Genomic DNA, 24,257 nt, shown 5'->3' with positions numbered 1-24,257 from the left:
GCTGGAGCCGGGGGCATCTTCCGTATCAGGGGGGTGATTCGCGTTCGCGGCACCGGGACGCCCCACCGGCCGCCGTTACCGACGCCTCACCCGCCTGAGATCTCGCGGCCTCTCAGCCGACCTTGTGCAGCCAGACGACGGGAACCTCGTCCGACGCGTGCCGGAACGGTTCGAGCTCTTCGTCCCAGGCTGCGCCCAGCGCCACGTGCAGTTCGCGCTGCAACTCGAACGCGTCGCCGCCGGCGAGCTCCATGGCGTAGCGGACGCGGTCTTCTCCGATGACGACGTTGCCCGAAGCATCCGTCTGCGCGTAGTGGATACCGAGGCCGGGCGTATGCATCCACCGACCGCCGTCGCTGCGCGGCGTCGGGTCTTCGCTCACCTCGAAGCGGAGGTGCTCCCATCCACGGATGGCGCTCGCGAGAGCCGCACCCGAACCGACGGGCCCCTCCCAGAAGAACTCCGTACGTCGAGCACCCGACAGCACGGGCTGCTCGGACCACTCGAAGTTGACAGCACGCCCGAGGGCGCGACCGACAGCCCACTCCAGGTGTGGGCATAGTGCACGTGGCGCGGAGTGGATGTAGATCACTCCGCGCGAAGACGCAGTTGCCATGGTTTCTCCTTCGTCAGGTACGTCTTCCCCTACGACCTGACCGGAACCCGGCATATTCGGTTGTTCTGTCGTAATTATCTCCGGTGAGCCGCGGAATCACAAGCGTGTGATTCCGGGCGAAGAAATGGCCCCGATCGAATCCGACCGGGGCCATTCTCGGAGGAGCGGTTACGCCTCGCTCATGACCGTCTGCTCGGCCTGACCCCGGGCTGCGAGAGCGGCGGCGCGAGCGGCGAGCCGGCGGGTCTGCTCGGCCTGACCGGCGTCGAGCTGATCCTGCGGCACCTCGTAGCTGTCGACGTGGTTCACGCCGTTGTACTTCTCGATGTAGGCGTCGAGCTCGGGGCCCGACGTCCACGACGTGATGAGGCAGTACCGCGGGTCGTTGCCCGGGTGCGTGGCGGCGTGCCAGAGGCGCTGCGTGTCGACGATGAGCTGCGCACCCGCCGGAAGCGCGATGCGCGTCTCCTTGCTGGGATCGGTGCGGTTCTCGCGCAGGACGAAGTAGCTGTCCTTGTCGTCGGTGAGGTTGAAGAAACCGCGCACGACCCAGCCGGTGCCGTCGGGGTTCAGGCGGTTGTTGTCGTCCTGGTGGAGGTTGTAGAGGCAGTCGGCGTACGTGTTCGGCTGCAACTCGATGATGCGGCAGCGGCCGACGTTCGCACCGGGCTCCATCGCGCGCTCGGTGAGCGTCGGCGCGAGCTCGGTCTGCGAGTCGATCCAGATGCCGTCCTTGTCGGTGCGGGGATTCTTCCCGCTCCAGAACCCGGCGCACTCGATCTCTCCGTCGCGCGAAGCGAGCGGCGCGAAGCGGGTGTCACCCGACGACTTCCAATCGACGTACTCGATGTCGAGCCATTCCTTGGGGTCGATCTCTTTGTTGTAGCGGTCCAGAACGACGTAGCCGGTCTCTTCGAGAGCGGCCGATTTGATGTAACCCATGAGGTGAGTCATGCCTTCCGTAGGGGGCCAGTACGTTTTTCCTGGCCCTGGTAAGGCAAGCCTACATCGGCTCCCCGAGCGATCCCGGGAGCTCGGTTAGACTCGCCAGGGCTCGCGCCGCACCCGGTTCGACGCTCCCCCGACGCCGAACGGAGACCGGTACCCAGAATGGTCAGCGCCACGAATGTCGATGCGACCGCCGTCAACACCATCGGATGGCTGTCGTCGCCCGAGACGAGCATCGTCGTTCCCGTCTATCAGCGGCAGTACCGGTGGGACATCGGCGGCTGCGAGCAGTTGCTCGCCGACATCCGCGCCGTCGCAGACACCGACGATCGGCGCATGCACTTCATCGGCTCGATCCTCTCGGCCGTCAACACGGAGGACTCCACCGGTGAGCTCGTGCTCATCGACGGCCAGCAGCGCATCACGACCCTGATGCTGCTGGTAGCGGCCCTTCACCACACCGTGCGGGGATCGCATCCGGAGATGGCGGCCGAACTCCAGCGCGTGATCGTGCGCGCGGCCGATCCGTCGCGCACGAAGCTGCGTCCGCACCGCGCGTGGGCCGATGCCTTCCGCGCCGTGATGATGGACGCGCATGCCGACGACGCCGCACGCGACACGCGCTTCGACGACAACTACGCGTTCTTCCGCAGCCAGGTGAGCCTCGCCGAAGCGCCGAGCATCTGGCGCGGGCTGCAGAAGCTCGAGCACGTCTCGATCACTCTGGGCGCCGGCGCCAACGCCCAGCAGATCTTCGAGAGCCTCAACTCCACCGGCGAGCCCCTGCGCGACCACGAGCTGATCCACAACTACGTGCTCATGGGTTTGTCGCACGACGAGCAGACCGAGATCGAAGACGGATTCTGGCTGCCCATCGAGCAGAACACCGGCGACACGATCGCTTCGTTCTGGAGGCACTACCTCGTCATGCGCACCGGACGCGAAGTCTCGACGGTCGGCGAGCGGGGGGTGTACGACGCGTTCCGCGCCGAGTTCCCGCGCCTCGACCTCGCGCAGCTCCGGGCGGATGCGGCGAAGTGGAAGGCCTTCTCGGAGATCTACCGCGTGCTGCTCGAGCCCGCCCACGAGCTCGATCCTGATATTGCGCGCCAGATCGGCTACCTGAATACGTTCGGCCGCGGGATGTACCCGTTGATCATGCGGGCCTACGGCGACTACCTGACGGATGCTGCGCACAAGCCGACGCTGTTGCGCACGCTCGAGTTCGTGCAGGCCCTCCTCCTGCGCCGCAGCGTCGTCGGACTGGCAAACGACCGGCTCGTCGCGCGCCTGTGCCGAGCCCGCGCCGACGGGCAGGACGAGCTTGAGAAGGCCATCTCGCGCATCACCCCGTCGGACGAGCGCGTGCGCGTGGGCATCAAGTACAGCGAGCTCCCCCATCCGACATACGTTCTCCGGCGTCTGGCGGCGACGGACTCCCCCGACGTCGAGCTCGAGTGGATCTTCCCGCCCGCTCCCGCCGACACGTGGAGCGGCGACGGCACGCGCGAATGGTCGGAGTACACCGAGGACGAACAGAACAGCCACCGGGCGCTGGCGAAGACGCTCGGCAATCTCACGCTCCTCGAGGAAGGACTCGCGGAGCGCGCGGTCGACCGCACCTACCCCGACAAGCGTGACCGGGTCTACCCGCGCAGCGCGGTCAATATCTCGGCCGAGCTCGCGTCGGTGCCGTCGTGGAACACAGCCGCCATCTCCGCGCGATCGGCCTCACTCGGCGAACGGTTCCTGGAGATCTGGACGAAGCCGCCGGTCGTCGACATCGACGACGACGGGCTGACCCCTATCCTCGACGCGAAGCGCCGGCGCGGGTGGCCGCGCGGCTGGCAGCGGGAATGGGACTACGTCGAATACTGCGGCGAGCACTGGGAGGTCTACGACGTCAAGTACCTCTTCAACCGCGTGTTCAAGAGGCTGTGGGCCGACTCGCGCGAGTCCGTGGTGGCGTTCAGCCGCCGCCGTGGCGGCCCCGTCTACGGCGCCCAGTCGTGGAACGGGCAGTGGGACGCGCTCGACGAAACCCACTTCCTCTACATGGGATGGGACTCGCGGTACATGCTCACCGCGGTGCAGGGTGTGCTCGACGAAGCCGGACTCGCGTCGGAGGTCTTCGTGAAGTACTCCTACATCGGCGACGCGATGCCCTGACCCCGCACCATCCGGCGAACACGGGAGACCGCTTGATCAGGGGCGCACCAGGTCGACGATCCCACCGATCACCAGCGCGACGGCGAGCACGATCAGCAGCGTGCCGATCAGCACGCGTCCAACGGCATGCGCGCCCGATCGAGAGCGCGTTCGCATCCCGAGCAGGACGGCCGCACCAGAGGAACCCAGGAGCAGCGCGCCCGCGCCGATGAGCACGATCATCACGCCCGCGCCGACCTCGGGGGTATGGAGGTACCCGAGTACGAGGGCTCCGACATACACGATGGCGGCCGTGACGACACCGGCGAGAACTCTCGCTCCGATGTCACGCCAGAACTTCTCCTCGCGAACCCACTCGCCCGGCCACGCCCACGGTGCGACCGGTCGTTCTTCGCTGTTCTCGGCCATGTCTGCACGATAGCGGTCCGTTCGCTCGACGACCGCTATGGTGCAGGGGTGTGCACGCGAATCCTCTGGAACGACAACCCGATCGCCAAGACCGTCAGCCGCTGCATGGACTGGTCGGTGAGCGACGAGCCCGAGCTCTGGTTCGTGCCGCGCGGCACAGAGCGCGGGGGCGCGGGCGACGCCGATGCGCACGCGTGGCGCTCGCGCTACTCGAGTGTCATCACCAGCATGTGGAGCATGGGCACCGTCGACGGTCTCAATGAGAAGGGCCTGGGCGCGCACGCGCTGTACCTCGACCCCGAGGACGTGTCGTTCCCAGAACCCGACGGCCGTCCGTCCGTGTCGAACGCGCTCTGGGTGCAGTACCTGCTCGACAACTACGCGACAGTGGCCGAGGCCGTGGCCGACATCGACAGCATCCGGATCACCTCGCCCACCTTTCGCGGCATCGAACTCGGCATCCACATCGCTCTGGAGGATGCCACCGGCGACTCCGCGATCATCGAGCCGCTCGATGGCACGCTGGTGGTGCACCACGGCCCCGAGTACACCGTCATGGCGAACTCCCCCACTCTCGACAAGCAGCTCGAGAATCTGGCGCGTTACCGCCCCTTCGGGGGCGAGCTGCCACCGCCCGGCGACATCACGTCGTCGGACCGCTTCGTCCGTTCGTCGTACTTCCTGCACTACCTCCCCGAACCGGCCAATCTCGAAGAGGCCGTCGCCGGGGTCTTCCAGCTCATCGCCAACGTGTCGGTCCCGTACGGCGCGCCGTACTCGACGGGCGACGTGTATCCGACGTGGTGGCGTTCCGGCGCCGATCTGACGAACCGGGTCTACTACTTCGGGTCGACCCGGAGCCCGAACATCTTCTGGATCACCCTCGATGAGCTCGCCGACGGCGCGGAGGTGCGCCGCATCGACCCACGGCAGCTCACGCTCGTCGGCGACCAGACCGAGAACCTGCAGCCCGGGGTGCTCCCCTACTAGGTCCCTCTGGCGCCGCAAGGACGGCAATGGCCTCGTACTGGCTTAGTCGCGTCGTCGGTCGAGCCAGGTTCGCACGTCTGGCCAGTGGGATGCTGCGGGGTCGATTGCCTGCAGGTGCGACAGCTGTGGCACCTCGATGAAATCGACATGCGCACCCGCGGACCGGGCTGCCTCGACGTAGTCGCGCGTGTGCTCGATCGGCACCCGAGCGTCATCGCGCCCGTGCACGACGAGCACGTCGCCGCCGGGTGGAACGTGAGCGAGAGGGGACGCCGCGACGATCGTGTCGGTCGATTCGCCGAAGAACTCCGCTACGGCGCCGTCTCCGATGCGCTCGCGAGAGCCGCGCACGAGATCGGTGACCGGAGCGAGGGCGACGACGGCGTCGCCCTCGCTGCTGCCGAGGAGGGCCAGCTGTCCTCCGACCGAATGACCGATGATCGCCAGCCGCGACACTTCTCCCGCTGAGCGCGCGGCGGCCAGCGCTGCGGTGAGGTCGGCGGCCGTGGCCGCCCATCCTTCCGAACCCCTCCGGTACTCGACGTTCGCGACCACCCATCCGTCAGCGACGAACGTCGGTACCAGCGGGCGCATGAGCTCAGCCGTGAACGGACGACGCCAATACCCGCCGTGAATGAGCACCACCGTGCCTCGCGGGCTGCCGACCGGAGAGGTGACCTCCACATACTGGTCGGCCAGCGGGCCGTAGCGGAGAATGCGATGCGCAGCCTCCGGTGCGCTCACGCCCCCTCGACCGAGCCCTCGGGAAGAAAGTCGACGCCATTGAGCGCCGAGAGTCGAACGACTTCCGCGGGGTCGGTGACGTTGTGCAGCAGGCTGAACAGGTTGGCGAGCTTGCCGCCTGGACTGACCCAGAAGAGCGACTTCGCCTCTGTCTCCTGCTTGTTGTAATACGCGTGCGGGAGGTTGCGCGGCATCTGCACGAGGTCGCCCGGCCCGGCGGTCGTCCACTGCCCGTCGAGGTAGAGGGTGTACACACCCTCGAAGACGTAAATGAACTCGTCCTGCGTCGGGTGCACGTGGGGCGGCACACCCGTCCCGGCGGGGTCGAGCGAAAGCCAGGAGTAGGTAGAGGCGCTCTCGATCTTGGTGGTGTACGTGTGCCCGAGCACGTTCCAGACGCGCCCGGCGTATGCTTCATCGGCCCGCACGATGCCGGCGGGCAGATCTCCCAGGATGATTTCTTCGGACGTCATCGTCGTACTCCTCTGCTCAGGACGTGGTGATGTCAGTGTGGCAGAGACGACGAACGACGATCACATGTAGGCATCGGGCGGCGGATGCTGCGCCGCCGAAGGTTGCTACGCGTCTTCGACACGTCGCCGGGGCACCGCCGCCCCGCGGTTCTTCGCCGCGCGGGGCCGGAGGATGTAGACGAACGCCATCACACCGATCACCGACACGAGAACACCGAGGTCGATGAACAGGATCAGCAGCAGCGTGGAGGAGTCGAGCACTCACCGACAATAATCGACGCGCGTCGCGCGAACAGCATCGCCGTGTGCCCGCCACAACGGCTTGTGTATCGCGGCGCACACGGGAACTCTTGGTGCCAGCACGCGATGAGGTTTCTCTCCAGCTAGCCGGCCCCCCGGAGCGCGAATCTGTCGTCGGCTGACCAGACCTGCGACCTTCGAGCGAAAGGGATGACTCAGCGCCCGGCGAAGCGGGCTTTCGCCTCTTGCGTGTAGGGCGCGTAAAGGTTCACGCGGTTCCCGTCGGGATCGGCGAGCATCATGGCGCGGTTTCCCCAAGGCAGGGTGGTGGGCTCCTCAAGCACCAGCACGCGGTCACCGAGTCGTTCACGCTCCTCGTCTGCGTCGTCTACCTGGAACTCGAGTATTGCGCTGGCGTTCGACGCGGTGGTCAAGCCCGTGCCGGGGAAGAGCGGCAGGGTCGCGTCGCCGCCGATGGCGAGGGTCTCGACGCGGGCTTGACCCTGGCGCAGCAAGACGCCCTCCGCGAGCTGCTGACCATCATGATGCGATCCCTTGGGCTCCACCTCCCCGCAGACACGTCCGACAACCGAGCAGACTGGCTCGAGATCTCTCCTCGCGCGTGAGTCGTGTGGCCGAGCTCGTGGAACCGGGGGCGAGAATCTCCTCCGCCCGGCCCCTCTCTCGCGTGCCGGGCGAGGTCGGGCGGGGGTGTGTCGCGAGGAGGTGGGTGGTCAGGTAACGGTTCAGGCCCTCGGGGCGAGAGCCGACTGAAGAATGCGGATGTTCTCTCCGAGAACGCCCGAGGCGAGCAGACCCGCTCCGAGCGGCCCGGATGAGTCCTCTCCGAGCGCCGGCAATCGACGCAACGCTGTCCTCGCAGTCTGGCTCATGTTCGCTAGCTGCCATTCGATCTCCGCCGCGCCTCCGCGACCCGGATCGACGATCTCGGCTGCCTTCGCCGCATAGGCTGCGGCGCCGAGAGCGTGCGCGCCCATGTGCGCGACTCCCGCGGCCTGTCCGGCTGCCCACGCAGCAGCTTTGGCCGCGGGCGAATAGACCGACTGTGAGGCCCGTCCAGCGACGAAGCGGCGTCGGATCTCTCCCGCCGCATCCAGTTCTCCGCTCGCGAACGATCGGGCGCGGCTGATTCCGTCTCGTGGTCGATCATCTCCCGGCGCCTCGGCTTCGAACAGCGGAAGAACGCGTTCCGCACAGTCCGCTGCCCATGCGGCGACGATTCGGCGGTCATTTTCGCTGAGCGATTGTGGGGAAAGCATGCTCCCACCTTCCTATACACGATGAACGTGCCGCAGCCCGGCGCGACATCGCTATGCGTCGGGCAGCCCGGAAGGAGCAGTGCCGAGATCGCGACCCCCGGTCCTCACCGAGTATCGCTCTCCGCAGCGGGCGTCCAGGCGTAGAAGTGACCATCCTTCTGAGCGACCGCCCACTTGCCGCAGAGGGCGACATCCTTCACCGCGTATACATCCAGCCCGCCGGGCACGGTCATGGTGGGAGCCGATTCTCTCTCCACCGTTTTGCATCCCGTGGGCCCCTGCTCGCTCTCGAACACCAGCGACTCCGTGTCGTCGGATCGGGTCGACGCGACGAGAACGAGGCGCTGTGCGTCGTCCGGCAGCCACTCCAATGCCTCACCGCGATCCTGCTCCATCATCTGGACATTCGCGAAGGAGCTCTGCGACGTGCCGTGAGCGACGTCGTCGACGACGCCGCATCCTGTCACGAGAAAGAGGACGACGATGAGCCCCGCGAACGCGGAACCGGGTCGAGAGGTACGGAGGAAGGTCTTTGTGGCCATGCACTCCACGCTAGGAAAGCGCGTTCCCGCGCACATCGTGCACGAGAAGTAGTCGATGTAATCCTCCAGAGGGATTGATACCGGCGGGCGGCCGCCAGGCGCAGATGCCGCTAGACCGTTCCGTGCCCCGACTGATCGTGCCCCGCCCCCGGGGGCTACTTTTGTCGGCCCGCCTCTTCTCCATGCTGCGCGTCGAACTCGGCGACTCGCTTCGAGCGTGCCCGCAGACCGGCGACACCTCTCAACATGAAGAAGATACTCAGGGCGGTCCCGCCGATTGTCTGAAACCAGTACCACCAGCCGTGTGTGTCGCCCATCACGTTCACTGTTGTTGCCAGCAGCCAGCCAACCCCACACAGAGCCAAAGGATCGCGACGCCTCGTCCTCGTTCCGCGGCCATGCGTCGAGTGATCAGCCCGGGCTCGGCTGCACAGGACGCTGAGGGCGGATCTTCGCCAGGCATGAAGGAACTGTGGCAGAGAGATATGTATGCAGCAAACCCGGTTCAGCGCGCGTCAAAGGTGGCAGTTGCCGAGTGGACACGCTTTCGCCACGCTTCGCGCGCCCTGCGGCGTCAGACTCAGTATGCGGAGAAGAGCAGGTCGATCTTGTGGGACCCCATCGCGTTCAGCATCGCTGTGGGGATGTACAAGCTCGCGTTGATGCTGTCATTGGGAAACAGGGCGATGCTCACCTCCGCCCGCTCGATGGTTACGAGCCGTTCCAGACCGAGTTCCGCGACCAGAGCGACAAACCTCTCGGCGAATTCCTCCATCGACTGGTCCAAGTGAGGCGCTCCTTCAGCCTCGTAACGCTCCATCATCAACTCGGCGTAGCTCCAGCCTTTACGAAAAAGCGTCTCGACTCCCGCGATAGACGCGCATTCGCCGATCACGTGTGCCTCCTGGCTGGATAGGAGAAAGCGCACGACAAGGCCGATCGGCTCTTCGTTTTTAGACACGAAGACATCCTGCCGGACGCCGGTCAAGACCCGCGCGGTTCGAGTCTGCGACGAGAACCGCCGTGAATCCGACGGTGGCCGACCGATCGTGGTCGCAAGAGTCAGTCCGCGAGCGTCTGCCACACGGCATATTGCTTGTACTCGTTATCGGCTTCGCAATCAGGAGAGACCGCGTCGAGCTCGACGTATCCCCCTCCGCCTTGGATTGAGTCACCGAGTTCGAGCGGCTCCAGCCCGGGAACCTGAACGGTGTGCCCATCATCGCTCAGCACCGTTCCGAACGGAAACTGGAGCGGGTAGATGATGCCGCCGCTGGTAACGGCGAAGCATCCGGAGCGGGTGGTCGTCAACGTGCCGGTGATCAGCGCCTCCATGACTGCGATCGGACGGTCGGAGGCAGACATCAGAGTGAGCCCCTTCGCCTCTTGCGTTGGTGGTGCCCCGGAACACGCAGTCAGCATCGCGGCAAGTGCGGCCAAGCCCGCTAAGACACCGCTCGCTCGCCTCACGCTCGAAGCATGGCATGCGAAGGCGATGCGCAGATGACCTCCACACCGCGCGAAGAAGGATCTCCGGCCCGAGCCAGTCGGTCAGACCTGGCGGGGCGGTGGGCCGGCTAGCGGGCCGTTCCGCCGTGAAACACACGATTTTCGTAGGGCGGGTGGGACTTGAACCCACGATCGTCGGGTTATGAGCCCGCTGCCTTGACCAGCTTGGCCACCGCCCCCTGCGTCGACGAGCTTATCGTCACCCGGTCATGCCAGCGGAGGGCGCTCTCCGCCGCTGCCGCGGGCGATGCGGAGCTCCTGGCTGTCGCTGATGATTTGCGGGTGATAGCGCGTGAGGAGGAACACCCCCACGATCGCGATTGCGCCCGCGATGCCGAAGCCGACGAGCGCCCACGGCGGAGCGGTCGACGCCTCGCCGAGCACCACGAGGCCGATCACGACGGCCACGATCGGGTCGATCACCGTGAGACCGGCGATCACGAGGTCGGGCGGACCGACGGAGTACGACGTCTGCACGAAGTACGAACCGACGCCGGCGGCGATCAGCAGCCCGACGACGCACAGCACCGTCAGCCAGTCGAAGTTGCCGGCCTGCGCGCGACTGATGACGACCTTCGCGAGGGTTGCGACGAATCCGTAGACCACACCACCGGCGGAGATGTAGAACAGTGCGCGCAGCTTGCGTCGACGCGCCAACCACGTGCCGCCGAAGACCGCGAGCACCACCAGCAGGATGACGAGGATGATCGACAGCTCACGGGCCGTGATCGCGTGCTCGGTCGCGAAGAATGCCGCGATGGTGACGAACGAGAAGATGCCCCCGATGCACAGCACGATCGCGAAGATCGACCGTCGGGTCGGCTTGTGTCCCGACACGCGCGCGTTGAGCAGGGTCGTGATCACGAGGGCGATTGCGCCGATGGGCTGCACGAGAATCAGCGGCGCGACCGACAGCGCACCGAGCTGGCAGACGATCGCGAGCCCCAGCATGAGCGTGCCGATGACCCACGACGGTCGGCCGAGCAGCGCCAGCAGTTGCCGACCGCTGAGGCCCGCGCCCGTCTGACCGGTGACACGTTCGACCTTCATCACGCCGCGGTGCTGGTACTGCGCACCGAACGACATGAAGACCGCACCCGCCAACGCGAGAGGGATTCCGAGGAGGATCCCGGGGTCGCGGAAGATACCGACGAGTTCATCCGTGACGTCGTTCAGCGAAACTTCGGCGCCAATCACCCTCCGACACTAACCGCCGGAATCGCTCGATAGGCTCAAGGCGTGGCCGTTCTTCCTATCCGCATCATGGGAGACCCCGTTCTCCACGCCCCCGCCAGCCGCGTCGCCGAGATCTCGGATGAGATCCGCACGCTCGTCGACGACATGTTCGAGACGATGGATGCTGCGCCCGGGGTCGGACTCGCCGCCCCCCAGGTGGGCGTCGGTCTGCGCATCTTCACGTACAGCTACACGGACGACGACGGCGCACCGTGGCGTGGCGTGATCCTCAACCCCGAGTTGTGGATGAGGCCGCTCGAGCCCGGCGTCCCCGACGACGAGGAAGAGTCGGAGGGGTGCTTGTCGTTCCCGGGTGAGCGCTTTCCGCTCCGCCGATCTGACGAGGTGCTCATCACGGGCACCGACCTCGACGGCCAGTCGGTCAGCATCCAGGTCGACGGGTGGCGGGCCCGCATCCTCCAGCACGAGTTCGACCACCTCGACGGGATCCTCTACGTCGACCGGCTCGACGACTCCGACTGGAAGACCGCGCAGAAGATCGCGAAGAAGCGCGCATGGGGGCGCCCGGGGAAGTCATGGACGCCCGGAATCGACGATCTCGACGCCTGAGTTTCCGACCACCCCTTTCGCTTTGCTAGTATCGAGGGGTTGCCCTGCAAACGGGCGATGTGATCCTCGGTAGCTCAATTGGCAGAGCAATCGGCTGTTAACCGATAGGTTCTTGGTTCGAGTCCAAGCCGGGGAGCCAAAGAAACCGCCCCTCACCTGGGAAGTCCAAGGCGAGGGGCGGTTCGGTTTTTCGGAGCCCTTCAGGATGTGGTCAGCACGGCTGCCGCGCCGCAGGCGCTACGCGGCAAATGCTCGCCTGGCACTGAACCCCGCTCCCAAGGGCCGGGGCGGGCGAAGGTGGAGCGAAGGAAGACCGCCGCGGCTAGCCAGGTGATCCGGACAAGACCGAATGAGGCACACCCATGCGATCCTCCGGCCACCCCTTCGAACGAATACGGTGCGGCCGCTCGGTGCCGCTGGGCGCCGTCTGACACCGCGTGGCGCTACGGTCTTGGCTATGCGGCGTCGCCTCCTCGTGGTACCTAGTGCGTTTGTCATCGTTCTCTCGGCTCTTGCCGGGTGTGCGTCCGGAGTGAATGCCGATCCTGGCGCGGGAGACGAAAACGTGCCTGCTCCCGTCCAGTCCAGCGAATCTCCCGCGCCCGCCACGGGAGATGTCGCGGCGCTGTCTCAGGCCCAGGCGTGGCTCGACGCGGCCAACCTTCCACCGGGAGCCGTGCGCACCGACACTTCATCTGGCAGCTTCACCTCGTACACCGGGTGGCCGTGCGGCCCCTACGAGGAGTTGGAAGGGTATTGGGTCATCCCCGATACAACCGTGGTCGACGCGGCCAATTGGCTCATCGAGAATCCCACGGCCGACCTCGTGACGACGAACTACGGTCCAGCGAGCGAGGAATGGGGACCGGTCGATTCAGCGACCGTCGGATACATCCCTGCCCCCGATGCGCAGGAAGGAATCGTCTACACGCTCGCGAAAAAGCACGGTGACGTCGCGGTCCGGGCCGAAGTCGCGGCACAGACCGACACCGCCACCTGCCTTCCGCTGCCCGACGGTGGCATGTATGGAGCACCCGGACAGGGATAGCGCATTGCGGTCGGCCAGCCGGCGAGCGTCCCTGCATGCGGCACAGGCGAAGAACATTTTGCTCACGGTGAGACGCGATATGCCGGTCATGTCCGAGAGCGCCACCTGTGTGGGGCGCACCCTTTCGCCGGTCGTGTAGGTTCCGAATTGCGTGTCGGCGAGCCAAAGGTCTACCCCTGCTCAGATCACCTCGCCGCGGCGAACCGCGCAGCGACCGTGCGGAGCACGTGCTCGTCTCCCGCGTAGATGCCGTCGGCGCGCGGCCAGTGCGAGATCACGTCGGTGAAGCCGAGGGCCTCGGCGCGCTCGACCATCTCGTCGAAGCGCGCGACGCTCTCGAACGAGAAGAAGCCGCCGGAGTCGAGCGAGAGATAGCGGTCGATCGATCGAGGATCGCGGCCGACGTTCTCCAGCGCGTCGTCGAGGCGATGCGAGAGCATCTCGACCGACTGCCACCACTCCTCGCCGGTGCGCCCTTCCCATCCCGTGGTGACCCACCCCTGGGCTCGTTCGGCCACGAGCGCGAGTCCTTTCGGGCCGTTCGCTGCGAGCACGAACGGCATCCGGGGGCGTTGCACGGGCTCACCGACCATTCGGGCGCCGCGCGCTGTGAACCACCGCCCCTTGACGTCGAACCCGGCGGAACCGGGCGGCTCGTGGCGAAGCAGCTCGTCGAGGACCGCGACGAACTCGACATAGCGTTCGTGCCGTTCGCGGGGCGAATACTCGGGCTGGCCGAGCACGAACGCGTCGAAGCCGGTGCCTCCCGAACCGACCCCGAGAACGAAGCGGCCGTCGGAGATGTCGTCGAGGGTCGCGACCTCTTTCGCGAACGGGACCGGGTGGCGGAAGTTGGGTGAAGCGACGAACGTGCCCAGCCGGATCGTCTTCGTCACCACGGCTGCCGCGGTGAGCGTCGGCACGGTCGCATGCCAGACCTGGTCTGCCAGTGTGCGCCACGAGAGGTGGTCGTAGGTCCAGGCGTGATCGAAGCCCAGAGACTCCGCCGATTCCCATTTTTCCCGAGCTGTCGTCCAGGGTTCCTGCGGGAGGATCACGATGCCATGGCGCATGGTTCCGAGTGTAGGTTCGGCGTCTCGCCCTGACGAGGGATCAGCCGGATGCTACGCAGCGGGCGCGCGGCGGAATCTGATCAGCGCACCGGCCACCAGACAGACGGCGGCGCCGACGATGTGCGCACCGACGAGCCACTCACCGGTGATGTTTATCGGGTAGACCGGATTCCAGATGAGCGCGGTGGCGAGCATGACGGGCGCCCACCACCACTGACCTGCCTGAATGGCGAACCAGCCGATGATGACCGCCAGGATCGCCACGACGAAGCGAACGGCGAGGTAGTACTCCTGTCCGATCAAGCCGATGCTCGCGATGAGCACGACGGCGACGAGGATCCCCGGAGCGAGTGCGTTCCGCTAATACTCGGCCGCGGCCTTCGGAGTCTGGGGCGCCCCCATCAGCGGATGACCGAGCGGTGATCGTTCGCCTCGTCGGGCGTCCAGACCATCGTGCTGGCGTCGGCCCCGTAGGCAACGGTGTGGCCGGCTCGCAGCACCAGCACGTCAGAATCGAGTTCGCGCGCAGCATCCGGGTCGTTCGTCACCACGAGCGCTGACAAGCCGTAGGACGCGCGCCGACGGCGCACCGCCTCGAGCACGGTCTCTCGCACTTCGATGTCGAGGTTCGCGTACAGATCATCGGCGACGAGCAGGCGCGGATCGAGAACGAGGGACCGGGCCATCGCGACACGCTGACGCATGCCCGCGCTGAGCTCGTAGGGATACTTCGGCGCAGCTCCGAGGGGCAGCTGCATCTCGTCGAGCAGTGTCGCGACTCGGACGGCGAGAGCACGCGGATTGACGCGCCGATCACGGCTGGTGATCGGTTCGGCGATGACCTCCGACACGGTCAGACGCGCAGGGAGGTCGGATCCACCACCCTGCGGAAGGTAACCGGTCAGGTACGTCAGGGTGCGCAGCGCCCTCCCGGGCCGCTTCACGGAAATGCCCTCCACGACAGCCTCACCCCCGGCGACCGAGATCGAGCTGCCCGCGCGTCCTGCCAGGACCGCGGCGAGACTCGACTTGCCGGCACCGGTCGGACCCATGATCGTCAGCGTCTCACCGTGGGCGAGGGTGAACGACAGACCGTCGATCACGCGCGCGTCGCCACGGATGAGCGACAGATCATCGACCCGGATCGAGACATCGGGTGTTTTCGCGCGGGACATGGGTTTCATCCTGCCTGCCCGAAGGCGCGAACGCTACTGCGCGCCGACGAGGCGCTGGCGCTCGATGTCGACTTCCCTCAGACGCAGGCGAAGCGTGCGCCCGTCGGCGGAGTCGGCGGGAACGCGCTGGATCGCCCCCAGCAGCTCGGTCTTCTCGTGGTCGAGGACCCGTCGCAGGAGGTTCACCGCCAGATCGTTGGCGGAGGCGATCGCGTGTGCCTCGTCGCGTGCGGGAAAATCCGACGTCAGCAGCTCGGCGGCGAGCGTGCGATAGGGCTCACGCACTGCGCTCACCGCCTCGGCGGCCCACCCCGGCTTCGACGCGTCGTTCGTCGAGGCGAGCACCGACCGGACGGCCTCGAGCCCCGGATGCGTGAAAGGGGCCGCGAGGGCACGGGAGAGCAGGCCTGCGTCGACGTGATGACCGTACTGCAGGAACGCCATGAGCGCGTCGCGCTCGATCGCCACGTCGCGGGATCGCGGCAGGGTGGCGACGGTGACGCGCAGCTCGGGAGCCGGGGCTTCGGCGGGCGCCGCCGACGACATCGGTGTGCGATCGTCAGCGCGCGAGGACGCCCCATCCGACCGCGCACTCCGCGCGGCACGGTCGACGGCCGCCGACACCTCGGAGAGGTCGAGTCCGAGTCGCCGAGCCAGCACGCGGGTGTAGCCGGGGCGCAGCGACGGATCACGGATCTCGGCCACGATGGGGGCGGCGGTGCGCAGACCCGCGGCGCGTCCTTCGACCGTTGCGAGGTCATAACCCGAGAGTCGCTGATCGATCACGAACTCGAACATGGGCACCTTGTTGTCCATAAGAGCACGAACGGCCCCGTCGCCGCGCTTGAGACGGAGATCACAGGGATCGAGACCCTCCGGGGCGACGGCGACGTATGTCTGGGCGGAGAAGCGCTTCTCGTCGCCGAACGCGCGCAGGGCGGCCTTCTGACCCGCCGCGTCGGGATCGAACGTGAACACGACCTCCCCCGACGCGGAATCGTCTCCCATGACCCGCCGCAGCACGGTGATGTGGTCGGCCGCGAACGCGGTTCCGCACGTCGCGATCGCCCCCGTCACACCGGCAAGGTGACAGGCCATGACATCGGTATAGCCCTCGACGACGACCACGCGGTGGCCGCGCGAGATGTCGCGCTTGGCGAGATCGAGACCGTAGAGCACTTGCGATTTGCGATAGATCGGCGTCTCGGGGGTGTTGAGGTATTTGGGGCCCTGGTCGTCGTCGTAGAGCTTGCGCGCACCGAACCCGATGACCTGACCCGTGACGTCGCGGATCGGCCACACCAGCCGACCGCGGAATCGGTCGTACACACCGCGCTGTCCGCGAGAGACGAGCCCGGCCTGCTCGAGCTCTTCGCGCGTGAACTTCTGCGCCACGAGATGGTCGAGCAGAGCAGACCATCCTTTCGGCGCGTACCCCACCCCGAAGTGCGCGGCGGCGCCGGCGTCGAACCCTCGCTCGCCGAGGAACCTTCTCGCGGTCTCGGCCTCCGGGTCGAGCAGGCGGGCACGGAAGAACTCCGCCGCGGCGGCGTTCGCGGCGTACAGGCGTGAACGGCCGCTCGTCTCCGGTGCCGCTCCCCCGTCTTCGTAGTGCAGCGTGTATCCAACGCGCCCGGCCAGCCGCTCGACGGCCTCCGTGAACGACACGTGGTCCATGGCGCGAAGGAACGAGTAAACGTCGCCCGACTCGCCGCAGCCGAAGCAGTGGTAGAAACCGACCTGGGGCCGCACGTGGAAGCTCGGGCTGCGCTCGTCATGGAACGGACAGAGCCCCTTCATCGAGCCGACGCCCGCCGACTTGAGAGCGACCCGCTCCCCCACGATGTCGGCGATGTTCGTCCTGGCCTTCACCTCATCGATGTCGGCCTGACGAATCCGCCCCGCCATCAGCGGTCCCCGGCGGTCGGTGCGGGCGCCCACGGCGCCCAGACGCCGAGGGATGCAGCATCCACCTCGCCCACGAGCCGCCCGTGCCAGGCGATCGCCAGCTGGTCGGTGAGGCTCGCGACCTGATCGACCACGACACGACGGCGCGCGGTGTCGTCGGCGGCCGACGCGAAGTCATCGGCATGGATCGCGTCGAGGGAGTCGGGCTGTTCCCAGAGGGCGGACGCGAGCCGCTTGAGCACGCCGCGCTGCTCCTTGTAGAGCGCCTTGCGACCGTCGATCGAGACGACCGTCGCCCCGATGATGCCCTTGAGCACCGCCATCTCGGCCTCGACGACGCGAGGCACGACGACGTGCGCCCGGTAGCGGGTCAGGGCTTCGAGCGGAAACGCCTCACGGGTGGCGGCCGTCGCGGCCCGCGCGAACCGGCCGATGAGGTCGGACGTGAGGTTCTTCAGTCGGGCGAGGTCGGGGCGACTGCCGTCGAACGACGGCAACCACTCGGGCAGACGCATGAGTCGGTACAGAGCGTCTTCGAGCTCCTCCCGAGGGAAGTCGAAGCCGACCCACGTCTGGATCGCAGACAGGAGCCCGGAGTGCTCGCCGGTGTCGGCGAGCAGTCGCGGATCGAGGTAGCGGTTGGTGATCGCGTCTTCGAAGTCGTGCACCGAATAGGCGATGTCGTCGGAGAGGTCCATGACCTCGGCCTCGATGCAGCGGACACGCCCCGGCGCACCGTCGCGCATCCATCGGAAGAGGGGCTCGTCGTCGGGATACACGCCGTACTTCAACCGACCCCCGGGGTCGGGCAGGGGGTGCTCGGAGGTCCAGGGGTACTTGCACGTGGCGTCGAGGCTGGCCCGCGTGAGGTTCAGCCCGAAGCTGCGTCCGTCGTCGTCGATGACCTTCGGCTCGAGACGAGTGAGGATGCGGAGGGTCTGGGCGTTGCCCTCGAATCCTCCGATGTCTTCGGCCCAGTCGTTGAGCGCCCGCTCGCCATTGTGGCCGAACGGCGGATGACCGAGATCATGGCTGAGGCAGGCGGTGTCGACCACGTCGGGCGAGAGCTGCAACGCGGTAGCGAGCTCGCGACCCACCTGGGCGACCTCGAGCGAGTGCGTCAGGCGATTGCGCGCGAAGTCGGCCGGACTCGCCGGGCTGAGCACCTGGGTCTTGGCGGCGAGGCGGCGAAGCGCCGCGGAGTGCAGCACGCGGGCACGGTCACGTGCGAAATCATCACGACGCGAACGGTGCTCTTCGACATGGAAACGCGCGGCGTCGGGATCGTCGTAACCGGCGGGGCGGGCGGCGGCGACCACCGCGCCGCTCTCAGCCGCCACTGTTGTCGATCTCCGCGTCGGCGAGGGCGGTGGACGCCTCGAGACCGATCTCGCGAGAGGCGAGCCAGCCGTCGGGGAGAGCCGTGCGCTTGGGCGTGCCGGCGCGCCCTCGCTGCCCCTCCGCGCCTGCGCCGGGGTAGGGCGCCGAGCGGTCCATCGTCTCGAGGAGGGCGTCGATCTCGGCGAGGCTCGACACCATGGCCAACTGCGCGCGCAGGTCGCCGCCGACGGGATAGCCCTTGAAATACCACGACGCGTGCTTGCGGATGTCTCGGCACCCGCGCAGCTCGTCCTCGTAGAAGTCGACCAGCAGTTCGGCGTGACGGCGGAAGGCATCGGCGACGAAGCCGAGCGTCGCGTCGACAGGGGCGCCCATCGCCGCATCCGGACCGCCCAGCTCACGAGCGAGGTCTCCGAACAACCACGGTCGCCCCAAGCATCCGCGGCCCACGACGACCCCGTCGCACCCGGTCTGCTCCATCATGCGCCGCGCGTCGTCGGCAGACCAGATGTCGCCGTTGCCGAGGACGGGGATGCTGGTGACGGCCTCTTTGAGCGCAGTGATCGCCGACCAGTCGGCGTGACCCGAGTAGAACTCCGACGCCGTGCGGGCATGGAGCGCCACCGCCGCCACACCCGCGTCTTCGGCGATGCGTCCGGCATCGAGGAACGTCAGGTGGTCTTTGTCGATGCCCTTGCGCATCTTGACGGTGAGAGGGATCTCGCCCGCGGCCTTGACGGCGCGCGAGACGATGTCGCGGAAGAGCCCGGTCTTCCACGGCAGGGCCGCTCCGCCGCCCTTGCGCGTGACCTTGGGCACGGGACAGCCGAAGTTCAGATCGATGTGGTCCGCCCGGTCTTCCTCCACCAACAGACGAACGGCGCTCTCGGTCGTGGCCGGGTCGACGCCGAACAACTGGATGGAACGCAGGGTCTCGGACTCGTGGTGCTGGATGAGGCGCATCGTCACGGCGTTGCGTTCGACGAGCGCGCGGGTCGTGATCATCTCGCTGACGTACAGCCCCGCGCCGTATTCGCGGCAGAGACGGCGGAAAGCGGTGTTCGTGATCCCGGCCATCGGAGCGAGCACGACGGGTGCGTCGAGCTCGATGGGACCGATGCGCAGCGAGCGCGCCGGAGCGAGGGTCGAAGTCATTGTTCCATTCTCCCAGACGTTGACCCACGGAAGCTGCTCACGGTTCTAGCCTGGGGACCATGACTGCTGATTCCACAGATCTTCGCGACATCCCGTTCCAGACGGCGGAAGGTGAGCCGACGAGCCTCGCGTCGTACGGACAGGGCGTGCTCCTCATCGTGAACGTGGCGTCGAAGTGCGGCCTTGCCCCGCAGTACGAGCAGCTCGAGGAGCTGCAGCGCACGTACGGCGACCGAGGCTTCACCGTTCTCGGGTTTCCCTGCAACCAGTTCATGGGGCAGGAGCCGGGATCGATGGAGGAGATCCTCGACTACTGCGCGACCACCTGGGGAGTCAGCTTCCCCGTGCTCGACAAGGTGAAGGTGAACGGCCCGGGAGCGGCTCCCCTGTACAAGGCCTTGAAGAAGGCCGAAGACCTCGAGGGCAAGCGCGGACCGATTCTGTGGAACTTCGAAAAGTTCGTGCTGACCCCGACCGGTGACGTGCACCGCTTCCGCCCGACCACCAAACCCGACGACCCCGCGATCGTGGCCGTCATCGAGCGGGCGCTAGGCGACTGACTCCTCGGCGTCGGCGGTGCCGGCCTGTCGACGTTCGTCCCATACCTGGCGCGCGATCTGGGCGAAGGCCTCCGCGGGCTGAGCGCCGCTGACTCCGTACTTGCCGTCGATCACGAAGAACGGCACACCGTTGATGCCGTAGGCCTGCGCCTGCGCCTGGTCGGCGCGCACGTCGTCGAGGTAGCGCTCCGAGACCAGGGCATCGCGAGCGGCGTCAGGGTCAAGCCCGGCATCGGCGGCCAGCGCGACCAACTCGTCGTCCCGCCCGAGGTGTCGACCCTCGGTGAAGTAGGCCGACATCAGACGCTCGGTGAGCTCGGGCTGCCTGCCCTCCGCCTTGGCGAAGTGCAGCAACTGGTGCGCCTTGACCGTGTTCGTGTGCTTCAGCCGGTCGAATCGATACTCCAGCCCCGCGGCCGCTGCGACACCGGTGACGCGATCGAGCATCTCGCGCGCCTGCTCGGCGGGGATTCCCTTGTGATGCGCGAGGTAGTCGGTCTCGCCGCCGTCGAAGTCGACCGGTGTGTCGGGGGCGAGTTCGTAGGAGTGGAAGACCACCTCCACGACGGGAGCGTCGTCGTCAGTGGATGCTGCGGCAAGGCCGGATTCCAGATTGCGCTTACCGATGTAGCACCACGGGCAGGCGATATCGCTCCACACGTCGATCTTGATGGCGTCTGTCATGTCATGCGCAACACGTCGATGGCGGTGCGCATTCCATGACACGGGAGTATCACCGCGACGTGCGAGGATGGGTCCGATAATTCGCAAGGGGGTTGCGGATCTCGGGGAAATGAGAGTCATGCGTCATCGGGGTAAGCGCGGCGTGTCCGCGCTCGGTTTCATCGTCGTCGCCTCGGTGATCGGGCTCGGCCTGGCCGGCTGCGCGGCCGTGTCTGCGACCGAGGTCGCGCCGACCACGGAACCGACGGTCTCGTCGGTGGCGAACGCGACTCCGACACCCACACCGACCACGACCCCGACCGTCGCGCCGTCACCCACTCCCGTCGCCACGGCCACCGCGGAGCCGGAGCCGCCCGCGCCGGCGCCGGTCGATCCGCTGCGCCCCGCGTGCGCGGGTGCCCGAGCGATGTCGGTGTGGGCACACGAAGACGACGATCTGCTGTTCGTCGGTGCGCAGCTCCCCCAGGTGCTCGCGTCTGGCGGCTGCATTCGCACCGTCTTCCTCACCGACGGCGATGCCGGCCGCGGCTCCGACTACGCGCACGGCCGTGTACAGGGCATCCACCGCGCCTACGACGTTCTCCGCGGGGCCTCGTCGCCCTGGACGGAGACGGCGGTCACGCTGCCCTCCGGTGCCACCGTCTCGGTGCATCAGCCCGTCGATGACACGCGGGTCTCGCTCGTCTTCCTCCATCTGCCCGACGGCAACCTCAACGGCCAGGGATACCCCGCAACGGGCGAGGTCAGCCTCGCCAAGCTGGCCGCCGATAAGATCGCCGCCCTCACCCCCTCCACGGGCGGGGCGCCCCTGTCGTGGAACGCCATCGTTGCGAGCCTCGGCGACCTGATCAGCGCCTATCAGCCGGCCTCGTTCTTCACGCACGTGCCCGGCAGCGCCAACGCGTTGGCCAAGGGCGACCACGCCGACCACGCCATCACGGGCATTCTCGCGCGCAAGGCGTGGTTCAGCGGCGACCGCGGGGGCGCGACGATCATGTACGCGATGGGGTACCAGTCAGCCCAACGACCGGCCAACCTGTCGGGCGAAGTGCTCCGGCACAAGATCGCCGTCTTCCGCACCTACGCCGCCGACGACCCCGTGATCCGCGGCTGCACCGATGACGCATCGTGCCTGGCGGTGCCGCGCTTCGGCACCTGGCTCGGACGCGAATACCTCTTCACCGAAGCGCAACTCGGACTCGGGTGAGCCCAGGCGCCTAATCCTCGTCGGGTGTGTCGACTGCGCCGCCGAACCGGCGGTCCCGTCCGAGATAGTGCCCGATGGCGTCCCAGAGATGCGTACGGCGGAAGTCGGGCCAGAGGGTGTCGAGGAACACGAATTCGGCGTAGGCCGACTCCCACAGCAGGAAGTTCGACGTCCGTTGCTCGCCGCTGGAGCGCACGAAGAGGTCGACGTCGGGCATGTCGGGCTGGTAGAGGTGACGCCGGATGAGTTTCTCGGTGACGGCCGAGGGTTTCAGCCGTCCCGCCGAAATATCGTCGCCGATCCGTCGCATGGCGTCGACGAGTTCGACCCGACCGCCGTAGTTCACGCACATCGTCAGCGTGAGCGCGTCGTTGCCGGCGGTCAGCTGTTCGGCGTACTGCAGCTCCTTGATGACCGAGCCCCAGAGGCGCGGTTTGCGCCCGGCCCACCGCACCCGTACGCCCCACTCGTTGAGCTGGTCGCGACGCCGGTGCAACACGTCGCGGTTGAACCCCATGAGGAAGCGCACCTCGTCGGGCGAGCGCGACCAGTTCTCCGTCGAGAACGCGTAGACGGAGAGGTGCTTCACACCGGCCTGCACGGCGCCGGCGACGACGTCGAGGAGCGCCGCTTCACCCGCCCGATGGCCCTCGACCCGGGTCAGGCCCCGACGGTTCGCCCAGCGGCCGTTGCCGTCCATGACGATGGCCACGTGCTCCGGCACCGATCCGCGCGGGAAGGCCGGCGGGTATTCACCGGTCCAATCCAGGGGGCGGAAAGGCACAGCATCCTTGTGGGTGAAGGGCTTGGGGCTCATCTGGTGATCTGCGCTCTTCCCGTTTCGACGTGCGCGAGCGAGCGGATGCCGCGCTCGAGGTGCCACTGCGCGTAGGCGGCGACGAGGCCGGATGCTGCGGCGGAGGCATGCTGCGGTGCACCGTCGACGGCGTCCCACTCCCCCGCCATCAGCGAGCGCAGAAGGGATGTCGTCTCGGGCGCGACCTTCGGTGAGCCGACGGGTGCGCAGTTCGCGCACACCATGCCGCCCAGCTGAGCGACGAACGACCGGTGGTCGCCGGCGGTTCCGCAGCGCGCGCATTCGCCGAGGCCGGGTGCCCAGCCCGACAGCGCCATGACGCGCAGGAGGTACGAGTCGAGCACGCTGCGAGGGGTGTGGTCGCCCTTCGCAAGAGCGCGCAGACCTCCCACGAGCAGGAGGTACTGCTGCGGCGTCGCCTCGGACTCGTTGAGTCGGTCTGCCGTCTCGACCATCGCGTTGGCGGAGGTGTAGCGCTCGTACTCCACGACGATGTCGGCGCCGTACGATCCGAGCGACTCCGCCTGCTGCACCACGTCGAGGGTGCGCCCACGGTAGAGCTGCACGTCGGCGACCATGAACGGTTCGAGGCGCGCACCGAACTTCGACGAGGTGCGCCGCACACCCTTGGCGACCGCACGGATCTTGCCGTTGCGACGGCTCAGCAGGGTGAGGATGCGATCCGCCTCCCCCAGCTTGTGGGTACGCAGGATCACGACTTCGTCGCGATAAGTGGGCACGATCCATTATCGGTCGCCCCGGCGACGTGCGGCCGGCACCGCCCCGCCGACGCGGGACAATGGTGGGGTGGATCAGCCCGAGTTCGTCATCCCCCTGTGGGCCGACCTCACCGCGGTCGGGCTCGGAGGCGTGCAGGGGGCGCTGTTCGCCTCGGGCTTCCAAGGCCAGCGACGTCTCGACCTGCTCGGCGTCGCCATCATCGGCATCCTGATCGGCATGGGCGGCGGACTCATCCGCGACCTGCTCCTGGGTGTGCCTCCCGCCACCCTCCAGAGCAACTGGTACCTGCTCGTCGCTACCGGCGCCGCGCTCGTGGGAATGCTGCTGGCCGGGGTCTTCCAGCGAGTGAACCGGGTCATCGTCGTGCTCGATGCCTTCGTGATCGGCATGTTCGGTGCATTCGGCACGAGCAAGGCGCTGGCGCTCGGTCTGCCGATGGTGCCGGCCGTCTTCGTGGGGGTGTGCGCCGCTGTCGGTGGAGGCGTGCTCCGCGACGCCCTCATGGGGCTCCCCATCTCGATCATGCACGTGGGCTCGCTCTACGCGGTGGCGGCAGCGGCGGGATGCTTCGTGCTCGCCACGGCCGCCGCATTCGGGTTACCGCTGGTGGGCGCGGCGATCACGGGCATCGCGGTCACCGCCGTGATCCGCATCCTCGCCGTGGTGTTCGACCTCTCGCTCCCCGAACAGCGCATGCTCTACCGCCGCAAGGTCGCCGCGGAGACCCGGGCGATCCCGATCATCCGCCCCGACGCGCAGCATCCGCCCCGCCCGTAAAGACCGCGAGACCCTTTCCGACGCACCAGACCCCGGTCGAATGTTG

At 67.3% G+C, this 24,257-nt stretch carries 28 protein-coding genes and 2 tRNA genes; 8 read left to right on the top strand and 22 right to left on the bottom strand.

Annotation, left to right across the window (positions count from 1 at the left end):
• Window positions 1-112 precede the first annotated feature (112 nt).
• Together DEU34_RS07160 and DEU34_RS07155 are read right to left on the bottom strand one after the other, a co-directional pair.
• The gene (locus DEU34_RS07160; RefSeq protein ID WP_121149411.1) at window positions 113-616 is read right to left on the bottom strand and encodes a DUF3145 domain-containing protein; all 504 of its coding nucleotides are present in this window, start codon (window positions 614-616) and stop codon (window positions 113-115) included.
• Window positions 617-784: 168 nt separating this feature from the next.
• Window positions 785-1,558, bottom strand: a complete 774-nt coding sequence (locus DEU34_RS07155; protein ID WP_121149778.1) for a hypothetical protein — start codon at window positions 1,556-1,558, stop codon at window positions 785-787.
• A 168-nt stretch (window positions 1,559-1,726) separates the two neighbouring features.
• Between DEU34_RS07155 and DEU34_RS07150 the strand changes: the two genes are divergently transcribed.
• Entirely contained in the window at window positions 1,727-3,733 is a 2,007-nt protein-coding gene (locus tag DEU34_RS07150) for a DUF262 domain-containing protein (protein WP_121149410.1), read from the top strand.
• Between the two features lie 36 nt (window positions 3,734-3,769).
• Here DEU34_RS07150 and DEU34_RS16230 read toward each other — a convergent pair whose 3' ends face one another.
• The gene (locus DEU34_RS16230) at window positions 3,770-4,141 is read right to left on the bottom strand and encodes a hypothetical protein (RefSeq protein WP_183042381.1); all 372 of its coding nucleotides are present in this window, start codon (window positions 4,139-4,141) and stop codon (window positions 3,770-3,772) included.
• Between the two features lie 48 nt (window positions 4,142-4,189).
• On the opposite strand from DEU34_RS16230, the gene DEU34_RS07145 reads away from it, so the two are divergent.
• Window positions 4,190-5,131, top strand: a complete 942-nt coding sequence (locus tag DEU34_RS07145) for a linear amide C-N hydrolase (RefSeq protein WP_183042380.1) — start codon at window positions 4,190-4,192, stop codon at window positions 5,129-5,131.
• Window positions 5,132-5,173: 42 nt separating this feature from the next.
• Here DEU34_RS07145 and DEU34_RS07140 read toward each other — a convergent pair whose 3' ends face one another.
• From DEU34_RS07140 to DEU34_RS07100, 10 genes are all read right to left on the bottom strand, one after another.
• The gene (locus DEU34_RS07140) at window positions 5,174-5,875 is read right to left on the bottom strand and encodes a S9 family peptidase (protein WP_121149408.1); all 702 of its coding nucleotides are present in this window, start codon (window positions 5,873-5,875) and stop codon (window positions 5,174-5,176) included.
• The gene (locus tag DEU34_RS07135; RefSeq protein WP_121149407.1) at window positions 5,872-6,348 is read right to left on the bottom strand and encodes a cupin domain-containing protein; all 477 of its coding nucleotides are present in this window, start codon (window positions 6,346-6,348) and stop codon (window positions 5,872-5,874) included. The genes DEU34_RS07140 and DEU34_RS07135 overlap by 4 nt, the downstream gene beginning before the upstream one ends.
• A 105-nt stretch (window positions 6,349-6,453) precedes the next feature.
• Window positions 6,454-6,609, bottom strand: coding sequence for a hypothetical protein (locus DEU34_RS16225; protein WP_183042379.1), 156 nt, complete (start codon window positions 6,607-6,609; stop codon window positions 6,454-6,456).
• A 194-nt stretch (window positions 6,610-6,803) separates the two neighbouring features.
• Window positions 6,804-7,103, bottom strand: coding sequence for a VOC family protein (locus tag DEU34_RS07130; protein WP_147424022.1), 300 nt, complete (start codon window positions 7,101-7,103; stop codon window positions 6,804-6,806).
• Window positions 7,104-7,334: 231 nt separating this feature from the next.
• Window positions 7,335-7,868, bottom strand: coding sequence for a putative immunity protein (locus DEU34_RS07125; protein WP_121149405.1), 534 nt, complete (start codon window positions 7,866-7,868; stop codon window positions 7,335-7,337).
• Window positions 7,869-7,972: 104 nt separating this feature from the next.
• Window positions 7,973-8,410, bottom strand: coding sequence for a hypothetical protein (locus DEU34_RS07120; RefSeq protein ID WP_147424021.1), 438 nt, complete (start codon window positions 8,408-8,410; stop codon window positions 7,973-7,975).
• A gap of 580 nt (window positions 8,411-8,990) precedes the next feature.
• Window positions 8,991-9,371 (bottom strand): hypothetical protein, encoded by a 381-nt coding sequence (locus DEU34_RS07115; RefSeq protein WP_147424020.1) that lies wholly within the window; start codon window positions 9,369-9,371, stop codon window positions 8,991-8,993.
• 101 nt (window positions 9,372-9,472) lie between these two features.
• Complete coding sequence (locus DEU34_RS07110; RefSeq protein ID WP_147424019.1) at window positions 9,473-9,775, bottom strand: hypothetical protein; 303 nt, start codon at window positions 9,773-9,775, stop codon at window positions 9,473-9,475.
• Window positions 9,776-10,024: 249 nt separating this feature from the next.
• Window positions 10,025-10,098 (bottom strand) — tRNA-Ile (locus DEU34_RS07105).
• Window positions 10,099-10,126: 28 nt separating this feature from the next.
• The gene (locus DEU34_RS07100) at window positions 10,127-11,116 is read right to left on the bottom strand and encodes a DMT family transporter (RefSeq protein ID WP_121149401.1); all 990 of its coding nucleotides are present in this window, start codon (window positions 11,114-11,116) and stop codon (window positions 10,127-10,129) included.
• 42 nt (window positions 11,117-11,158) lie between these two features.
• Between DEU34_RS07100 and def the strand changes: the two genes are divergently transcribed.
• The 3 genes from def (at window position 11,159) to DEU34_RS16100 (ending at window position 12,773) form a co-directional block, all read left to right on the top strand.
• A complete protein-coding gene (gene def / locus DEU34_RS07095) occupies window positions 11,159-11,725 on the top strand; it encodes a peptide deformylase (RefSeq protein ID WP_121149400.1) in 567 nt (188 codons plus the stop codon).
• A gap of 63 nt (window positions 11,726-11,788) precedes the next feature.
• Window positions 11,789-11,864 (top strand) — tRNA-Asn (locus DEU34_RS07090).
• Window positions 11,865-12,290: 426 nt separating this feature from the next.
• A complete protein-coding gene (locus DEU34_RS16100) occupies window positions 12,291-12,773 on the top strand; it encodes a hypothetical protein (protein ID WP_147424018.1) in 483 nt (160 codons plus the stop codon).
• 185 nt (window positions 12,774-12,958) lie between these two features.
• Here DEU34_RS16100 and DEU34_RS07080 read toward each other — a convergent pair whose 3' ends face one another.
• From DEU34_RS07080 to dusB, 6 genes are all read right to left on the bottom strand, one after another.
• Window positions 12,959-13,846 carry an LLM class flavin-dependent oxidoreductase gene (locus DEU34_RS07080; RefSeq protein ID WP_121149398.1) on the bottom strand — a complete coding sequence of 296 codons (888 nt, stop codon included), beginning with the start codon at window positions 13,844-13,846 and terminating at the stop codon, window positions 12,959-12,961.
• A 51-nt stretch (window positions 13,847-13,897) separates the two neighbouring features.
• The gene (locus DEU34_RS07075) at window positions 13,898-14,185 is read right to left on the bottom strand and encodes a DUF6804 family protein (protein ID WP_310793506.1); all 288 of its coding nucleotides are present in this window, start codon (window positions 14,183-14,185) and stop codon (window positions 13,898-13,900) included.
• 62 nt (window positions 14,186-14,247) lie between these two features.
• Window positions 14,248-15,021 carry an ATP-binding cassette domain-containing protein gene (locus tag DEU34_RS07070; RefSeq protein ID WP_121149397.1) on the bottom strand — a complete coding sequence of 258 codons (774 nt, stop codon included), beginning with the start codon at window positions 15,019-15,021 and terminating at the stop codon, window positions 14,248-14,250.
• Between the two features lie 33 nt (window positions 15,022-15,054).
• Entirely contained in the window at window positions 15,055-16,929 is a 1,875-nt protein-coding gene (gene dnaG / locus DEU34_RS07065; RefSeq protein WP_121149777.1) for a DNA primase, read from the bottom strand.
• Window positions 16,929-18,269 (bottom strand): deoxyguanosinetriphosphate triphosphohydrolase, encoded by a 1,341-nt coding sequence (locus tag DEU34_RS07060; protein ID WP_121149396.1) that lies wholly within the window; start codon window positions 18,267-18,269, stop codon window positions 16,929-16,931. The genes dnaG and DEU34_RS07060 overlap by 1 nt, the downstream gene beginning before the upstream one ends.
• Window positions 18,259-19,425, bottom strand: a complete 1,167-nt coding sequence (dusB, locus tag DEU34_RS07055) for a tRNA dihydrouridine synthase DusB (RefSeq protein WP_121149395.1) — start codon at window positions 19,423-19,425, stop codon at window positions 18,259-18,261. The genes DEU34_RS07060 and dusB overlap by 11 nt, the downstream gene beginning before the upstream one ends.
• Window positions 19,426-19,484: 59 nt before the next feature.
• On the opposite strand from dusB, the gene DEU34_RS07050 reads away from it, so the two are divergent.
• Window positions 19,485-19,985, top strand: coding sequence for a glutathione peroxidase (locus DEU34_RS07050; RefSeq protein ID WP_121149394.1), 501 nt, complete (start codon window positions 19,485-19,487; stop codon window positions 19,983-19,985).
• Here the strand turns inward: DEU34_RS07050 and DEU34_RS07045 are convergent.
• Entirely contained in the window at window positions 19,974-20,669 is a 696-nt protein-coding gene (locus tag DEU34_RS07045; protein WP_121149393.1) for a DsbA family protein, read from the bottom strand. The two genes, DEU34_RS07050 and DEU34_RS07045, sit on opposite strands and share 12 nt — an antisense overlap.
• Before the next feature lie 118 nt (window positions 20,670-20,787).
• Here DEU34_RS07045 and DEU34_RS07040 point away from each other — a divergent pair, with 118 nt between their 5' ends.
• Complete coding sequence (locus tag DEU34_RS07040; RefSeq protein WP_147424017.1) at window positions 20,788-21,876, top strand: PIG-L family deacetylase; 1,089 nt, start codon at window positions 20,788-20,790, stop codon at window positions 21,874-21,876.
• A gap of 10 nt (window positions 21,877-21,886) precedes the next feature.
• Here DEU34_RS07040 and DEU34_RS07035 read toward each other — a convergent pair whose 3' ends face one another.
• Window positions 21,887-22,693: an isoprenyl transferase gene (locus DEU34_RS07035; RefSeq protein ID WP_121149391.1), complete on the bottom strand. Its 807-nt coding sequence runs from the start codon at window positions 22,691-22,693 to the stop codon at window positions 21,887-21,889.
• Window positions 22,690-23,433, bottom strand: coding sequence for a DNA repair protein RecO (recO, locus tag DEU34_RS07030; protein ID WP_116646483.1), 744 nt, complete (start codon window positions 23,431-23,433; stop codon window positions 22,690-22,692). Before recO ends, DEU34_RS07035 begins: the two co-directional genes overlap by 4 nt.
• Window positions 23,434-23,500: 67 nt before the next feature.
• On the opposite strand from recO, the gene DEU34_RS07025 reads away from it, so the two are divergent.
• A complete protein-coding gene (locus DEU34_RS07025; protein ID WP_121149390.1) occupies window positions 23,501-24,211 on the top strand; it encodes a trimeric intracellular cation channel family protein in 711 nt (236 codons plus the stop codon).
• The last annotated feature ends 46 nt before the right edge of the window (window positions 24,212-24,257 follow it).

It is taken from the genome of Microbacterium sp. AG1240, assembly GCF_003635115.1.
Lineage (GTDB): Bacteria > Actinomycetota > Actinomycetes > Actinomycetales > Microbacteriaceae > Microbacterium.
This window is presented reverse-complemented; position numbering and strand designations above follow the sequence as displayed.

Bases quoted from the DNA above. Each gene is read 5' to 3' on its own strand.
- DEU34_RS07160 (WP_121149411.1), bottom strand. From the start codon at position 616: ATGGCAACTGCGTCTTCGCGCGGAGTGATCTACATCCACTCCGCGCCA.
- DEU34_RS07155 (WP_121149778.1), bottom strand. From the start codon at position 1,558: ATGGGTTACATCAAATCGGCCGCTCTCGAAGAGACCGGCTACGTCGTT.
- DEU34_RS07150 (WP_121149410.1), top strand. From the start codon at position 1,727: ATGGTCAGCGCCACGAATGTCGATGCGACCGCCGTCAACACCATCGGA.
- DEU34_RS16230 (WP_183042381.1), bottom strand. From the start codon at position 4,141: ATGGCCGAGAACAGCGAAGAACGACCGGTCGCACCGTGGGCGTGGCCG.
- DEU34_RS07135 (WP_121149407.1), bottom strand. From the start codon at position 6,348: ATGACGTCCGAAGAAATCATCCTGGGAGATCTGCCCGCCGGCATCGTG.
- DEU34_RS07125 (WP_121149405.1), bottom strand. From the start codon at position 7,868: ATGCTTTCCCCACAATCGCTCAGCGAAAATGACCGCCGAATCGTCGCC.
- DEU34_RS07120 (WP_147424021.1), bottom strand. From the start codon at position 8,410: ATGGCCACAAAGACCTTCCTCCGTACCTCTCGACCCGGTTCCGCGTTC.
- DEU34_RS07110 (WP_147424019.1), bottom strand. From the start codon at position 9,775: ATGTCTGCCTCCGACCGTCCGATCGCAGTCATGGAGGCGCTGATCACC.
- DEU34_RS07080 (WP_121149398.1), bottom strand. From the start codon at position 13,846: ATGCGCCATGGCATCGTGATCCTCCCGCAGGAACCCTGGACGACAGCT.
- DEU34_RS07070 (WP_121149397.1), bottom strand. From the start codon at position 15,021: ATGTCCCGCGCGAAAACACCCGATGTCTCGATCCGGGTCGATGATCTG.
- dnaG (WP_121149777.1), bottom strand. From the start codon at position 16,929: ATGGCGGGGCGGATTCGTCAGGCCGACATCGATGAGGTGAAGGCCAGG.
- dusB (WP_121149395.1), bottom strand. From the start codon at position 19,425: ATGACTTCGACCCTCGCTCCGGCGCGCTCGCTGCGCATCGGTCCCATC.
- DEU34_RS07050 (WP_121149394.1), top strand. From the start codon at position 19,485: ATGACTGCTGATTCCACAGATCTTCGCGACATCCCGTTCCAGACGGCG.
- DEU34_RS07045 (WP_121149393.1), bottom strand. From the start codon at position 20,669: ATGACAGACGCCATCAAGATCGACGTGTGGAGCGATATCGCCTGCCCG.
- DEU34_RS07040 (WP_147424017.1), top strand. From the start codon at position 20,788: ATGCGTCATCGGGGTAAGCGCGGCGTGTCCGCGCTCGGTTTCATCGTC.
- DEU34_RS07035 (WP_121149391.1), bottom strand. From the start codon at position 22,693: ATGAGCCCCAAGCCCTTCACCCACAAGGATGCTGTGCCTTTCCGCCCC.